The organism is Pseudomonas sp. S2_H10 (genome assembly GCF_054668285.1).
The window spans coordinates 4,695,913-4,711,219 of the sequence record NZ_CP162754.1; the positions used below are offsets into that span (position 1 = coordinate 4,695,913).

The window sequence follows — 15,307 nt, forward strand, 5'->3', positions numbered from 1 at the left end:
GTGGTGAGGGGGCAAGCCCCCTCACCCCAGGTTTGTGTCAATTTCGCGGTCAATCATCCCCCAGCCTTATCGCGCACCATTCAGCCTCCCCCGTGTTCATTGTGACCCGCTGCGCCGTGCCTGAAACTCGGGCTCATTGTCCCTTGGCCTGCTGGAGTCCCCCCATGAACGAGCCTGTTCGCTTCGAAGATAAAGTCGTGATCATCACCGGTGCCGGAGGCGGCCTGGGACGGGCGCATGCGCTGCTGTTCGCCAAACAGGGCGCCAGGGTGCTGGTCAACGATCTCGGCGGCTCGACCCAGGGCGAAGGTGCCAACGCTTCGGCCGCCGCCCGCGTGGTAGCGGAAATCCGCGAGGCCGGCGGCATCGCCGAGGCCAACCACGACTCGGTCACGGACGGTGACAAGCTGGTCCAGCACGCCCTGGACGTGTTCGGTCGCGTCGACGTGGTGGTCAACAATGCCGGTATCCTGCGCGACAAAACCTTCCACAAAATGGAAGACGCCGACTGGGACCTGGTTTACCGCGTCCATGTCGAAGGCGCCTACAAAGTCACCCGCGCCGCCTGGCCGCACATGCGCGAGCAAAACTACGGCCGGGTGATTTTCACCGCGTCGACCTCGGGCATCTATGGCAATTTCGGCCAGTCCAACTACGGCATGGCCAAGCTGGGACTCTATGGCCTGACCCGCACCCTGGCCATCGAAGGCCGCAAGAACAACATCCTGGTCAACGCCATCGCCCCCACCGGCGGCACGCGCATGACCGAAGGCCTGATCCCGCCGCAAGTCTTTGAACAGCTCAAGCCCGAACTGGTCAGCCCGCTGGTGGTGTACCTGGCCAGCGAGAGCTGCCAGGAAACCTCCGGCCTGTTTGAAGTCGGCGGCGGCTGGATGGGCAAGGTCCGCTGGGAGCGCAGCCTCGGCGTCGGGTTCGATCCACGGGCGGGTTTTTCCCCGGAAGACGTGGCGGCGCACTGGCAGCAGATTTGCGACTTCCAAGGCGCGGCGCATCCGAAGGACAACATCGAGGCGCTGAAGGAAATGATGGGGAATTTGCAGAGGTATGCGATTTAACCGCACTGACAAGGGCACGCAATGTGCCCTTGCCGGTTTTTCAATGTCGGATCACATAGGTGATTCAGGGAAGTACTTATGCACCAACGCAGCCAGGTTTGCGGCGGTCTGCGCGTCTATCGCCCCATCATAATTGTCCTGGCGAAAGTGCAATTGAAACGCGCGGACAAGGGCTTTGAATCCAGCCTTGTTTGAGGCGTTGGATGTATCGTAGCCATAACGTTTAAACAGCCTCAATAATTCGCACTGCGCCGGAATTCCGGACACTTCGTATTGCTTCAGATACTTGTCGCGGGTCGACTCATCAAACCAGGCGCCAACGCCCTTCAAATAAAGTGCATGCCAGGGAAACGCCGGGCCGGGATCGCTTTTGTTGCCGATCGAGATATCGGAATGACCAACAACATTAGTGGGGGTGATGTCTGGATAACGTGCCAGAATATTCCGAGCCAGTTCTTCAATCGCCGCAATCTGCTCGGGATGATAAGGCGGAAAAAAGAACTCACCATTATTGTCCGTTGCAAGGTTGACGATTTCAATGCCAAGGGAAGTGTCATTCAGCGACGAGCGACTGCCCCACTGGCTAACGCCTGCATGCCAGGCGCGAGCGTTTTCATCTACCAGGTTGAATACTTCCTGCTCCTTGTAACCGGCTTTCAGATAACTCGGGTCGGTAATGTCTGGAATCAAATAGTGAGAACTGACCCGCGGGCCGGTCAATAACTCGACGGAGCGGGCAAAGTCGGCAGCGGTGTAGTGCATAACCAGAAAACGTACACGGCTGTTGAATCCTGCAGTTGAGCGATACTTATCATGGATAATGGGTTTCATATCAATACTCGTAATGGATAAGATAGGAATCAGCGGCCAATGCAAAAGTGAAAGGCTGCTGGAAACTGGATCTTAAGTCGCTCGAGTATTTTTGGTGCTGGTGAAAACGTGTATAGGTGTTCCTGACAAGATGGACATGTTGAATATGTAGTTACGATTTGATTCGTAACTAATTTTCGGTAAACCATCGCCCATAAAAAAGGCCGCTGCAAACGCAGCGGCCAAGTAAGACGTTGGATCAGGAGCTACAAAACAACGTCAGTGAACACGGGGCGATGAACCGAATCCTCGATTCATCTGAAATCTTTCAATCACGGCGCAGGCCGGCACATCGTGCCTTGCGTGGTTTACCGTGGCAGCCAGGTAAGAATAAGCCCTTACTGTCGTAGGAAAAATACCGAATCCGGACATGCACTGTTGCAGCCCCGGCAACAGTCAGGCTTCGGGCGCTCGCCGCCTGGGTCATGTCCATAGTCAGTCATCCTTTAGAGGTACACCGCGAATACCTCCTTGGTGCGCTTATCGACCCCGATGCCCGGCAGTAGGGTGTGGCCTTCTGTCACTCACCGGGGAAGACGCATGACAAAAACAACAATGCGCGCCATCTTCACACCGCAGGCGCTGGCGGCTGCGGTTGCATTGGGCTGCTGTGCCCAGGCTCAGGCCGTTTCGTTCAACATCGGGGAAATCGAGGGGACGTTCGACTCCTCGTTGTCGGTCGGCGCAAGCTGGGGCATGCGTGATGCCGATGACGCCCTGGTGGGTACCGTCAACGGCGGTTCCGGCCAGGCTTCGACCGGTGATGACGGGCGCCTGAATTTCAAGAAAGGCGAAACCTTCTCGAAAATCTTCAAGGGTATTCACGACCTCGAATTGAAGTACGGCGACACCGGCATGTTTGTGCGTGGCAAGTACTGGTACGACTTCGAGCTGAAGGATGAAAGCCGCCCGTTCAAGGACATCAGCGATCACAATCGCAAAGAAGGCGCCAAGTCTTCCGGCGGGCAAATTCTCGACGCCTTCATCTATCACAACTACTCCCTCGCCGATCTCCCGGGCACTGTGCGCGCCGGTAAACAGGTGGTCAGCTGGGGCGAGAGCACCTTCATCGGCAACTCGATCAACAGCATCAACCCGGTCGACGTTTCCGCGTTCCGTCGACCGGGCGCCGAGATCAAGGAAGGCCTGATTCCGGTCAACATGCTGTTTGCCTCTCAGGGCCTGACGGACAAGCTGACGGTCGAAGGCTTCTATCAACTGGAATGGGACCAGACGGTCGTCGATAACTGCGGCACCTTCTTTGGGGTCGATGTGGTGGCGGACGGCTGCAACACGGGCTACACCGTCGCCAGCCCGGCCATTGCACCCTTGCAGCCGATTGCAGCGGCCTTTGGCCAGGGCTTTGAAGTCAGCAAGGAAGGTGTGATCGTTCCCCGTGGTGGCGACCGCGATGCCCGGGATTCCGGGCAGTGGGGGACGGCGTTGCGCTGGCTGGGGGACGACACCGAATACGGCCTGTATTTCATGAACTACCACAGTCGCAGCCCGAATGTCGGAACCACCACCGCCGGCGCCGGTACGCTGGCAAGCATTCCGGGGATCGTTGCCGCGGCAAACCGCATCGCGCCCGGCAGCGGTTCAGGCCTGGCCCAAAGCGTGATGCTCGGTCGCGGCCAGTATTACCTCGAATACCCGGAGGACATCCGTCTCTACGGCGCGAGCTTCGCCACCACGTTATCCACCGGCACCGCGTGGAGCGGGGAGATCAGCTACCGCCCCAACCTCCCGGTGCAGGTCAACACCAATGACCTGACCCTGGCCATGCTCAATCCGATTGCAGGCGGCGCGGCATCGCCCATCGCCACTTCACCGGGGGCTGACAACAAAGGCTACCGCCGCAAGGAAGTGACACAGATCCAGAGCACCCTGACGCACTTCATCGATCAGGTCGCAGGTGCGGATCGCCTGACCCTGGTGGGCGAGGCGGCGGTGGTCCGGGTCGGTGGTCTGGAAGCTCGCTCCAAATTGCGCTATGGCCGTGACTCGGTGTATGGCCAGTATGGTTTTGGCGGCAATACCGATGGCTTCGTGACCTCGACGTCATGGGGTTACCGCGCCCGGGCCATCCTCGATTACAACAACCTCATCGCCGGGATCAATGTCCGGCCCAACCTCTCGTGGTCCCACGATGTTTCCGGCTATGGCCCCAACGGCCTGTTCAACGAAGGCGCCAAGGCCGTCAGCCTCGGTGTCGATGCGGACTATCGCAATACCTACACCGCGAGCCTCAGCTACACCGACTTTTTCGGCGGGGACTACAACGTCCTCACCGACCGTGACTTCGTGGCATTGAGCTTTGGCGTGAACTTCTGATCTGGCTGATAAGGATGATTTCGATGCGCAAGATGATGTTGCAATTGGGCGCGCTGACCCTCGGGTTGCTCGCCGCCAACGTGATGGCCGCGGTGTCGCCGGAAGAAGCCGGCAAGCTCGGTACCAGCCTTACACCGCTCGGGGCCGAGAAGGCCGGCAATGCCGATGGCTCGATTCCGGCCTGGACCGGCGGCATCCCGAAAAACGCCGGGGCGGTGGACAGCAAAGGTTTCCTGGCTGACCCGTTTGCCAGCGAAAAACCGCTGTTCGTGATCACCGCGGCGACGGTCGACAAGTACAAGGACAAACTCTCCGACGGCCAGATCGCGATGTTCAAACGCTACCCCGAGACCTACAGGATTCCGGTCTACCCGAGCCACCGCACCGTGGCATTGCCGGCTGAAATCTATGAGTCGGCCAAGCGCAGTGCGCTGAACGTAACACCGATCAACGACGGTAACGGTCTGGTCAATTTCACCGGCAATCGCTACTACGCCTTCCCGATTCCGAAGAATGGCGTGGAAGTGATCTGGAACCACATCACTCGTTACCACGGCTGCAATCTGCGGCGCACCATCACCCAGGCGACACCGCAGGCCAATGGCGACTTCACCGTGATCCGCTTCAGGGACGAGGTTGCCGTACCCTCGTTGCTCGGCGATCTGAAACCGGGCAGCGACGACAACGTCCTCAACTACTTCAAGCAGGAAGTGACCGCGCCGGCGCGGCTGGCGGGCAACGTGTTGCTGGTTCACGAGACCCTCGACCAGGTCAAGGAGCCGCGCAAGGCCTGGATCTACAACGCTGGCCAGCGCCGGGTACGGCGTGCGCCGCAGGTTGCATATGACGGTGTCGGCACCTCATCCGACGGCCTGCGCACCACCGACAACTTCGACATGTTTTCCGGCGCGCCGGATCGCTACGACTGGAAACTGATCGGCAAGAAGGAGATGTACATCCCCTACAACAGCTACAAGCTCGATTCGCCCGACCTCAAGTACACCGATGTGATCAAGGCCGGGCACATCAACCAGGACTTGACCCGCTATGAGTTGCACCGGGTCTGGGAAGTCGTCGCCACGGTCAAGCCGAACGAGCGCCATGTGTACGCCAAGCGCCACATGTACATCGATGAAGACAGCTGGCAAGTGGCGCTGGCCGACCACTACGACGGACGCGGACAGCTCTGGCGCGTCGCCGAAGGGCATGCCCAGTTCTACTACGATCACCAGGTGCCGGCCTACACCGTCGAAGCGCTGTACGACCTGATCGCCGGTCGCTACATCGCCCTGGGGATGAAGAACGAAGAGAAACGCAGCTTCGAATTCAACGTCAGCGCAAAAGCAGGGGACTACACGCCGGCAGCCTTGCGGAGTACGGGGGTTCGGTAGGTTTCCTACGGGCTCCTACACAAAAGGGTGACTTCGCGGTCACCTTTTTTATAGGGGACGATCAGTGTGTTGAATACTTCTTCAACAAGCGCTCGGGAGGGGTCTAGGGTGGCGCCAGAATTATAAAAAAGGCGCACCGCTATGACCGCACTGACGCACTGTCCGGACCGCTCTGGTTTTCTGCCCCGACTGTCGTCCCACCATCTGTCCCGCGAGCGGCTGACAGGCGCGTTGCTGGTCTCGACCGCTCGGGTGAAGTTGCTGTGCGCGCCGGCCGGCAGTGGCAAGAGTGCGCTGCTCACGGAATGCCTGCTGCTGGCCCCGGAGCATTGTCGGGTCTGTTGGCTGCCGCTGGCGGGAGAGCCGTCGAGCGCGGCCGATTTTCTGTTGCTTGTGGGGCAAGCGCTGGGGCTGCCTTCGACGGATGAGCCCGGGCTGCTGGCGCATCTGGCGCGATTGCAGACGCCGACCTGGCTGTTTCTCGACGACTTCTGCCGTGCACCCGACCCGGAACTCGACCGGATGCTCGATCGCCTGTTGGCCGTCGCCAGTCCGGCGCTGACCTGGTGGCTGGGTTCCCGGCGTCGCCCAGCCTGCAACTGGTCACGCTTGCTGCTGGATGATGAGTTGTACGAGTGCGAAGGCCGCGCGCTGGCCTTTACAGAGGCCGAGGTCAGGCAGTTGCTCGGTCATGTCGAGCCTAGCCTGGCTGCACAAACGGCCAAAAGGGTTGTCGAGCGCAGCGGTGGCTGGTGCGCCGGCGTGCGGATCGCGCTACTCAACGGTTGTCCCTGGTCGCAAGAGCAGGGGCGTTCGACGACGTTGCTCGATTATTTGCAGCACGAGTTGTTGAACACCTTGCCGCCGGAGTTGGTGGAGGTCTGGCAGGTGTTGGTTCATCTGCCACGTTTCAACGCCAGTCTGTGCGAGCATCTTTTCGGTGTCGGTGAGGGCGCGAAATGGCTGCACGCGCTGCAGGAAAGGGGATGCTTCATCGAACCCTGGGAAGACTCCGTCGAGTGGTTGCGGATCTTCGAGCCACTGGCGCGGGCGATGCGCGAAGAGCCGGCTTCGGCCGGGCGATCCTGGCATCGCCGCGCGTGCCAATGGTTCAGCGCCGAAGAGGACTGGCAAGGTGCGTTCGAGCAGGCGCTGTTGGCGCAGGAGTTCGAAGTGGCGGTCAGTCTGTTGCAACACTTCAGCTTCGAGCATTTGTTCAAGCGTCAGAATGTCAGATGGTTACTCAAGCTGCATGAGCAACTGGGTGAACAATTGACCCTGGGCACGCCGCAACGGGTGGGGCTGATCACCGCAGCGTTGCTGTTTGCCGGGCGTTTCGAGCAGGCGGCTGCCTGTATCGGGCAGCTGTCGCGATTTGCCCCACAACCGACGGCATCCTTGCAACGGCAACTGCTGGCGCGTTGGCAGGCGCAACAGGGGTGGTTGCTGCATTTGCAGGGACGCCTGCCGGCGGCACGGGCGCATTTTATCGAGGCGCTGGACGAACTGGCGGCCGATGCGTGGCCCGCGCGCTTGTTGTGTCTGTCCGGGTTGACCCAGCAAGCGCTGCTTGACGCCGACCTCGATGCCGCCCAGGCCTTCAATCGTGACGCATTGTGTCTGGCGCGGGCCCAAGGGTCGTTGTTGTTTGAAGGCTTGCTCGAACTCGATCATGCGCAGTTGCTGGAACAGCGTGGCGCACCCCGGCGAGCCGCTCAGCTGTTGGTCGACATCGAGGAAATGCTCCGTCGGCAGGCTGATCGACCAACGCCGCTGCTGGGACGGATCGCCCTGCGGCGTGGGCGGCTCGCCTTGTGCCAGGGGCAGGATGAACTGGCCGATGAATGTTTCCAGGCGGGCCTTGTTGACTGCCTGCACAGTCAGGACAAGCACGTGTTGTACGGGTTCCTCGGACAGGCGCAACGGGCGGCCAATCAACGCGACTACGCCCATGCGTTTGATCGCCTGCGCGAGGCTGAACGGTTGATGCAGCAACGGCAGATCCCCGACACGGTTTATCGCGGTGTGCTGCTGCAAATCAGCAGTCATTTCTGGTTGCAACAAGGGCGCCCGGAGTTGGCCCGGGAAGCGTTGACCCGGGTTTTGCGTCATTACCGCGGGGCCCACGCGCGCCAGGCGCCGCCGGCCACACTGCAGCTGATTGCGCGTATCGAATACCAGTTGGTGTTGGCCGAGACTCATCTGCAACTGGCGCACCGGCCATTGGATCAGCTCAAGGCGTTACTCGAGCATGCGCAACAACACGCCATGCTGGCGCTGGAAACGGAATTGCAGTTGGCGATCTGCGAAGTGGCGGACCTGACCGGCGAAACGAACATGGCCCGCGCTGCACTGGAGGCCGGTCTGTCATTGGTAAAGCGTTGTCAGGGGCAGCAGGCATTGCGTGATCTGAACTTGCGCCAGCCGAACCTGATCTGTCGTTTACAAGGCGAGGAAACGGTGTCCGCGTTAGCCCAGGACGCCAGTTTACTGAGCAGTCGGGAACTGGAAGTGCTCGGCCTGATTGCCCAGGGTAGTTCCAATCAACAAATTGCCGAGCAGCTGTTCATTTCGTTGCATACGGTGAAAACCCATGCCCGTAGAATCCATAGCAAATTGGGGGTTGAACGTCGCACGCAAGCGGTGGCGATGGGCAAGAGGTTGGGCCTGATCCTGCCCGCCTGATCAGCGCCGCTGTGTTCAGGTTGTCGATGAGTCGGGTTCAAAGCCCATACGCCAGCTCACGGCACGGGTGGCGGCTAACAAACGCTGCGCCGCCGGACCGTTTTCATCAGCATGAAACAGCGAAGTCGGCCCGACCACGGTCAGTACCGCCGCAATCTTGCCCATGGCGTTGAATACCGGTGCCGACAAGGCATCCACTCCGGGCATCAACAATCCATGCACATGGTGCAGGCCCCGTTGGCGGATCTGTTCGCACATCGTTGCGTACGCCTGGTCATCCATCAGGGCGTGGGCGGTACTGCCTTGCAGTTCCCGGGCGCGCAAGTCCACGGTTTCACGCGTGGGCTGGTAAGCGCCAAATACCAGTCCCGTCGAAGAACTGAGCAGCGGCAACACCGAGCCCAGCTGTGTCACCACCGTCACCGCGCGCACTGCCGGTTCGATGTGCACCACGGTCGCGCCCTGATTGCCCCACACCGCCAGAAAGCAGGTTTCGTTCAAGTCATCGCGCAACTCGGCCAGGGGCAGGGCGGCGACTTTCAGCACGTCCATACTGTTGAGTGCTGCCAACCCTACGCGCAAAGCTTCGCGACCCAGGCCGTAATGGTTGGTGGCGGCGTTCTGTTCGGCGAATCCGCTGGCGATCAAGGCCTGCAAATAGCGGTGAACCTTGCTCGCCGGCATCTGCACGTGTTCGGCCAGGCGCGACAGCGAAGTCGAGGGCGACAACTCGGCCAGAGCCTTGAGGATGTCAGTACCCACCTCGGCCGAGCGGACTTTCTGTTTACCGTTGTTGTCGCTGGTTTTTTCCATGGTGGCTGGGATCCCGGGACGAATGGGCGTCTTTATAGCTTGACGGTCAATACCAATCAAATTACGTTATGCGTAATCAAATTACGATAAAAATAACCCAGGCGTGCCTCGACCTCTGCAACAGAGCGAGCGGCCACTGCCGACTCCCTGTTCAGGAGGCTCCATGAACCCCGATTCAACGATGCCAGCGCTGGCCTACCTGTCAGGCTTCGGCAACGAATTCAGCAGCGAAGCGTTGCCCGGCGCATTGCCTGTCGGCCAGAACTCCCCGCAAAAAGCCCCGTACGGCCTCTATACCGAACTGTTCTCCGGCACGGCGTTCACCATGCCGCGCAGCGAGGCGCGGCGGACCTGGATGTACCGCATTCAGCCGTCGGCCAATCACCCGGCGTTCGTTAAACTGGACCGGCAACTGGCCGGCGGCCCGCTGGGTGAAGTGACCCCCAACCGCCTGCGCTGGAACCCGCTGGACATTCCCGCCGAGCCGACCGATTTCATCGACGGCCTGGTGAGCATGGCCGCCAACGCGGGTGCAGAAAAACCGACCGGGATCAGCATCTACAACTACCGCGCCAACCGCTCCATGGAGCGCGTGTTCTTCAATGCCGATGGCGAGCTGTTGCTGGTGCCTGAACGGGGGCGCCTGCGCATTGCCACTGAACTCGGCGTGCTTGAACTGGGGCCGCTGGAAATTGCCGTATTGCCACGCGGCCTTAAATTCCGCATCGAACTGCTCGATCCGCAAGCGCGCGGTTATGTCGCCGAAAACCATGGCGCACCGCTGCGCCTGCCGGACCTGGGACCGATCGGCAGCAATGGCCTGGCCAATCCACGGGATTTCCTGGCCCCGGTGGCGGCCTACGAAAACCTGCAACAACCCACCACTCTGGTGCAGAAATTCCTCGGCGAGTTGTGGGCCTGCGAGCTCAATCATTCGCCGCTCAATGTGGTCGCCTGGCACGGCAACAACGTGCCGTACAAATATGACCTGCGCCGTTTCAACACCATCGGCACCGTCAGTTTCGATCACCCCGATCCGTCGATCTTCACCGTGTTGACCTCGCCGACCAGCGTTCACGGCCTGGCCAACCTCGACTTCGTGATCTTCCCGCCGCGCTGGATGGTGGCCGAGAAAACCTTCCGTCCGCCGTGGTTCCATCGCAACCTGATGAACGAATTCATGGGTTTGATCCAGGGTGAATACGACGCCAAGGCCGAAGGTTTCGTACCCGGCGGTGCTTCGTTGCACAGCTGCATGAGTGCCCACGGTCCTGACGGCGAGACGTGCACCAAAGCGGTCAACGCTGATCTCAAACCGGCGAAAATCGACAACACCATGGCGTTCATGTTCGAGACCAGCCAGGTGTTGCGCCCGAGCCGTTTCGCCCTTGATTGCCCGCAACTGCAAAACACTTACGATGCCTGTTGGGCCACGCTGCCCGCCACTTTCGACCCGACCCGGAGATAACCCATGACGCAGACTTCCATCACTCGCAGCTGGGTTGCATCCGCCAACGACCACGCGGATTTCCCCCTGCAAAACCTGCCGCTGGGCGTGTTCAGCCTCAACGGCTCGGCGCCGCGCAGTGGCGTGGCCATCGGCGAACATATCTTTGATCTGCAAGCGGCCCTTGAAGCCGGGTTGTTCGATGGCGCTGCGAAAACAGCGGTCGAAGCGACCCGTGGCGGCCAGTTGAATGCCTTTTTTGAACTGGGCCGCGAGGCTCGCGTCGCGTTGCGCGTGCGTTTGCTGGAACTGTTCGCCGAGGGCAGCACCCTGCACGGCAAGATCGAAGCCCAGGGCGCAAAACTGCTGCCGCTGGCGGCGGATTGCGAGATGCACCTGCCGGCGAAAATCAACGACTACACCGACTTCTATGTCGGCATCGAGCACGCGCAGAACGTCGGCAAACTGTTCCGCCCGGACAATCCGCTGCTGCCGAACTACAAGTACGTACCCATCGGCTATCACGGTCGCGCGTCGACCATTCGCCCGTCCGGTACCGATGTGCGCCGTCCGAAAGGCCAGACCTTGCCGGCCGGTCAAACCGAACCGACCTTCGGCCCTTGCGCGCGCCTGGACTATGAACTGGAACTGGGCATCTGGATCGGCCAGGGCAACGACATGGGCGACTCGATCGCCATTGGCGACGCCGCCGATCATATCGCCGGTTTCTGCCTGCTCAACGACTGGTCGGCACGGGACATCCAAGCCTGGGAATACCAGCCGCTGGGTCCGTTCCTGTCGAAAAGCTTCATTACCAGCATCTCACCATGGGTTGTCACCGCCGAAGCGCTGGAGCCGTTCCGTCGTGCCCAGCCTGCGCGCCCCGAAGGCGATCCGCAGCCGCTGCCGTACCTGCTCGACAAGCGCGATCAGGCCGCTGGCGCATTCGACATCGAACTGGAAGTGCTGCTGCTCACCGAGGCCATGCGCGAACAAAACCTGCCGGCCCATCGCCTGACCCTGAGCAACACCGGGCACATGTACTGGACCGTGGCGCAAATGGTCGCACACCACAGCGTCAATGGTTGCCAGTTGCAGGCCGGTGACTTATTCGGCTCGGGCACCTTGTCGGGGCCGGAGAACGGTCAGTTCGGCAGTCTGCTGGAAATCACCGAGGGCGGTAAAAAGCCGATCGAACTGGCCTCGGGCGAGGTGCGCAAGTTCCTCGAAGACGGTGACGAAATCATCCTGCGCGCACGTTGCCGCCGCGACGGGTTTGCGTCCATCGGCTTCGGCGAATGCCGCGGCAAAGTGCTGCCGGCACGCTGAGAGGAGCGGGGCATGGAACTCTATACCTACTACCGTTCGACGTCTTCGTACCGGGTGCGAATCGCGCTGGCGCTCAAGGGCCTGGATTATCAATCCGTGCCCGTGAACCTGATCGCGCCGCAGGGCGGCGAGCATAGGCAGCCGCCTTACCTGGGCATCAATCCACAGGGCCGCGTGCCGGCCTTGCGCACCGATGAAGGCGAGTTGCTGATCCAGTCTCCCGCGATCATCGAGTACCTGGAGGAACGTTATCCACAGGTGCCACTGCTGTCCAAAGACCTGGCTGCCCGTGCTCACGAGCGCGGCGTAGCGGCGGTGATCGGCTGCGATGTGCACCCGCTGCACAACGTCAGTGTGCTCAATCGGCTGCGCCAGTCGGGCCACGACGAACCGCAGGTGGTGGAGTGGATCGGCCACTGGGTTGGCCAAGGCCTGGCCACGGTGGAGCAGTTGATCGGTGATGACGGTTACTGTTTCGGTCCCGAGCCAGGGTTGGCGGATGTCTACCTGATCCCGCAGCTGTACGCGGCAGAACGTTTCAATGTTTCCCTTGAGGCTTATCCGCGCATCCGGCGAGTGGCGGCATTGGCGGCGACGCACCCGGCGTTCATCGAGGCGCATCCGGCGAACCAGCCAGACACGCCATGAAATCTGTAGGAGCCGGCTTGCCGACGATAAACGATAACGCGGCCATTCAGAAAAACCGCGGCGTTCTGATCGCCAGCAAGCCGGCTCCTACAGTGCGAGTCAGTGAACGATTGAATTCGGCGGCAGATGGCCTAGCCGTTCCGTCAGGCGAATGCGCTGGATCGGATCGTCGCTGAGCAGCAATGCGTGCTCCAGGTCAAAACGCTCGGCGTTCGGGCAGTCCAGGCGTTGGTACAGGCTGGCCCGGGCCAGATAGTCGGAAGTGCTGGCGTTGCCCAGTTCGAGGACGCGATCGGCGTCGATCAAGGCGTTGATGAAATCGTCGTGGGACAGGTACAACTGGCGCAGGTTGCGCGACAGCCGTTGCAGCATCTGCCCCGGTTCGGCAGTTGCCAGATGCTCGGCGCTGAGCTTCATGTTCGGGCCGTATTGGCGGTGCAGCAGTTCCCGGCAATCATTGGGATAAAGGCGACGGCCGCCGCAAGGGTCGAGCAAGTGATCGGCGCCCGGCACCCGTAGCAGGAAATGCCCGGGGAAGTTGACCCCGACCATGGGAATCTCCAGGCTCCTGGCCAATTCCAGCGCAATCAGTCCCAGCGTCAAGGGTTGCCCGCGTCGGCGCTGCAGTACCTTGTCGAGCAGTGCCACTTGCGGGCGCAAGGGTGTGAAGTCGTCCTGGGCGAAGCCAAGATCGTTCATGCGCCGCAGCAGCGGCTGGGCCAGTTCACTGACCGGCAGCATCGGCAAACCGCCACTGACCCGTTGTTGCAACTCCTGGAAATCGGCCAGCAGCGCTTGCGGCTTCACTTCGCTGTCATGTTCGGCTGCAATCCATAGCGCCGCCTCGAACAGCGCGGGCGGTGAACGTTGCAGGCAGGTGAAAAACGATTGGCGCGGGGTCATCGGAATCTCCGGGCAATGCCTCGTTTTAGCCCCCTCTCCGGCATTCGTCCAGTGCTGCAAAAGGGCGATCCCGGGTTATTTCCGAAAGCCTGCATCGGTGGCGTGCTTATTCCGGTGCGCTTCTGCAATTTTTGGGCGCAAGCCTATACTGGCGTCTACAAGAAGTGATTCGGGAGCCTTACGATGTTCGCTCTCATGCAAAGTACTCGCCTTGAATCGCTGCATCTGAGCGTTGACCCGGTCACCGGGTTGAAGGCGGTCATTGCCATTCATAACAGCCGACTGGGGCCTGCCCTGGGTGGCTGTCGTTACCTTGCCTATCCCAACGACGAATCCGCGGTCGAGGACGCCGTGCGCCTGGCCCAGGGCATGAGCTACAAGGCTGCGCTGGCCGGCCTGGCCCAGGGCGGCGGCGTGGCGGTGATCGTGCGCCCGGCCCATGTGGAAAACCGGGCGGCACTGTTCGAAGCCTTCGGACGTTGCATCGAACAGCTCGAAGGCCGTTACATCACCGCCATCGACAGCGGCACTTCCGTGGCGGACATGGATTGCATCGCTCAACAGACCCAGCATGTCACCAGCACCACTTCAGCCGGTGACCCTGCGCCACACGCGGCGATGGGCGTGTTCACCGGCATCCGCAGTACCGCCATGGCGCGGCTCGGCAGCGATAACCTCGAAGGCCTGCGGGTGGCCATTCAAGGATTGGGCAATGTCGGCTATGCCCTGGCCGAACAACTGCACGCCGCCGGTGCCGAACTGCTGGTCAGCGACATCGATCACGGCAAGGTGCAACTGGCGATGGAACAACTCGGCGCGCATCCGATTGCCAACGATGCGCTGCTCAGCACACCTTGCGACATACTCGCGCCTTGCGGGCTGGGCGGTGTGCTCAACAGCCATACCGTGTCGCAATTGCGTTGCTCGGCGGTGGCCGGCTCGGCCAACAATCAGCTGACACATCTGGACGTCGCCGACCAGCTGGAACGGCGCGGCATCCTGTACGCGCCCGATTACGTGATCAACGCCGGCGGACTGATCTACGTGTCACTCAAGCATCGCGGCGAAGAACTCTCGACCATCACAGCGCACCTGTCGAAAATCAGCTCGCGCCTGACCGAGGTGTTCGCCCACGCCCAGGCGGAAAAACGCTCCCCGGCACGGGTGGCCGATGAGTTGGCGGAGAAAGCGCTGTACCGGTGAATGTGTTGAGTTTTCCACAGGCATGAAAAAGGCCCTGAGCCATTCGACTCAGGGCCTGTTCAATTTGCGTCTTGCTTACTTGGCGGCTTTGGGAGCCTTCGCAGGTTTGACCGGGGCAATCGGCTCGGCGGCTTCAACGACCTCGGCCACAGCAACGGGTTCTGCGACTTCTACCGGTGCGCTGAGCAGTTCGGACAGGGCGTCCGGCTGGCTCTTGAACGCCTTGGCGAACACATCGCGATTTTTCGCCATGTAGATCCCGGCTTCTTCCACCTGCTGCTCGGTCAGGGACGGAACGGCTTTTTGCAACACTTCAGCCAGCAATTCGGCCAACTCGAGCATTTTGTCATGACGGTCAGCTTCGGCTTTATCCATGAACAAGCGCTCCAGATCTCGGCTGCTGCGGTATACCACTTCGACGGCCATTCACCACCTCACATGCCTTCACATTGGTTGTCGATTTCGACTACTGTATCTATATACAGCTAAAGAATAAGCGAAACCCTGTCTTTTGGGTAGTGGCTTTTTAATGTAGACCGGTTTCGGCATTTGTCAGGCGAGGCGCTGCACAGGTGCGACCAAACGCCACGGCGCGTAATCCAGAGCGG

At 60.7% G+C, this 15,307-nt stretch carries 11 protein-coding genes and 1 pseudogene; 8 read left to right on the forward strand and 4 right to left on the reverse strand.

Features of this window, described 5'->3' with window-relative positions; genetic code table 11:
- Positions 1–164: 164 nt before the first annotated feature.
- Positions 165–1,076 carry an SDR family oxidoreductase gene (locus AB4O16_RS21020; protein WP_460155707.1) on the forward strand — a complete coding sequence of 304 codons (912 nt, stop codon included), beginning with the start codon at positions 165–167 and terminating at the stop codon, positions 1,074–1,076.
- A gap of 51 nt (positions 1,077–1,127) precedes the next feature.
- Here the strand turns inward: AB4O16_RS21020 and AB4O16_RS21025 are convergent, their stop codons facing one another.
- A complete protein-coding gene (locus AB4O16_RS21025; protein ID WP_160387076.1) occupies positions 1,128–1,907 on the reverse strand; it encodes an N-acetylmuramoyl-L-alanine amidase in 780 nt (259 codons plus the stop codon).
- A gap of 579 nt (positions 1,908–2,486) precedes the next feature.
- Between AB4O16_RS21025 and AB4O16_RS21030 the strand changes: the two genes are divergently transcribed.
- The 3 genes from AB4O16_RS21030 (at position 2,487) to AB4O16_RS21040 (ending at position 8,356) form a co-directional block, all read left to right on the forward strand.
- Complete coding sequence (locus tag AB4O16_RS21030; RefSeq protein ID WP_460155708.1) at positions 2,487–4,280, forward strand: DUF1302 domain-containing protein; 1,794 nt, start codon at positions 2,487–2,489, stop codon at positions 4,278–4,280.
- 23 nt (positions 4,281–4,303) lie between these two features.
- Entirely contained in the window at positions 4,304–5,671 is a 1,368-nt protein-coding gene (locus AB4O16_RS21035) for a DUF1329 domain-containing protein (protein WP_460155709.1), read from the forward strand.
- Between the two features lie 141 nt (positions 5,672–5,812).
- Positions 5,813–8,356, forward strand: coding sequence for a helix-turn-helix transcriptional regulator (locus AB4O16_RS21040; RefSeq protein ID WP_460155710.1), 2,544 nt, complete (start codon positions 5,813–5,815; stop codon positions 8,354–8,356).
- 15 nt (positions 8,357–8,371) lie between these two features.
- Here AB4O16_RS21040 and AB4O16_RS21045 read toward each other — a convergent pair whose 3' ends face one another.
- The gene (locus AB4O16_RS21045; RefSeq protein ID WP_160387080.1) at positions 8,372–9,169 is read right to left on the reverse strand and encodes an IclR family transcriptional regulator; all 798 of its coding nucleotides are present in this window, start codon (positions 9,167–9,169) and stop codon (positions 8,372–8,374) included.
- 163 nt (positions 9,170–9,332) lie between these two features.
- On the opposite strand from AB4O16_RS21045, the gene hmgA reads away from it, so the two are divergent.
- From hmgA to maiA, 3 genes are read left to right on the forward strand one after another with little or no spacing between them, the layout of a single operon-like run.
- Complete coding sequence (gene hmgA, locus AB4O16_RS21050) at positions 9,333–10,637, forward strand: homogentisate 1,2-dioxygenase (protein ID WP_460155711.1); 1,305 nt, start codon at positions 9,333–9,335, stop codon at positions 10,635–10,637.
- A 3-nt stretch (positions 10,638–10,640) separates the two neighbouring features.
- Entirely contained in the window at positions 10,641–11,945 is a 1,305-nt protein-coding gene (fahA, locus tag AB4O16_RS21055; RefSeq protein ID WP_460155712.1) for a fumarylacetoacetase, read from the forward strand.
- Between the two features lie 12 nt (positions 11,946–11,957).
- A complete protein-coding gene (maiA, locus tag AB4O16_RS21060) occupies positions 11,958–12,593 on the forward strand; it encodes a maleylacetoacetate isomerase (protein WP_160387083.1) in 636 nt (211 codons plus the stop codon).
- 99 nt (positions 12,594–12,692) lie between these two features.
- Here maiA and AB4O16_RS21065 read toward each other — a convergent pair whose 3' ends face one another.
- Positions 12,693–13,496 carry a SirB1 family protein gene (locus tag AB4O16_RS21065; protein ID WP_160387084.1) on the reverse strand — a complete coding sequence of 268 codons (804 nt, stop codon included), beginning with the start codon at positions 13,494–13,496 and terminating at the stop codon, positions 12,693–12,695.
- Positions 13,497–13,679: 183 nt separating this feature from the next.
- On the opposite strand from AB4O16_RS21065, the gene AB4O16_RS21070 reads away from it, so the two are divergent.
- Positions 13,680–14,699 (forward strand): Glu/Leu/Phe/Val dehydrogenase family protein, encoded by a 1,020-nt coding sequence (locus AB4O16_RS21070; RefSeq protein WP_460155713.1) that lies wholly within the window; start codon positions 13,680–13,682, stop codon positions 14,697–14,699.
- 186 nt (positions 14,700–14,885) lie between these two features.
- Here the strand turns inward: AB4O16_RS21070 and AB4O16_RS21075 are convergent.
- Positions 14,886–15,125: pseudogene (locus tag AB4O16_RS21075) on the reverse strand (YebG family protein); the annotation flags it as partial.
- Between the last annotated feature and the right edge of the window lie 182 nt (positions 15,126–15,307).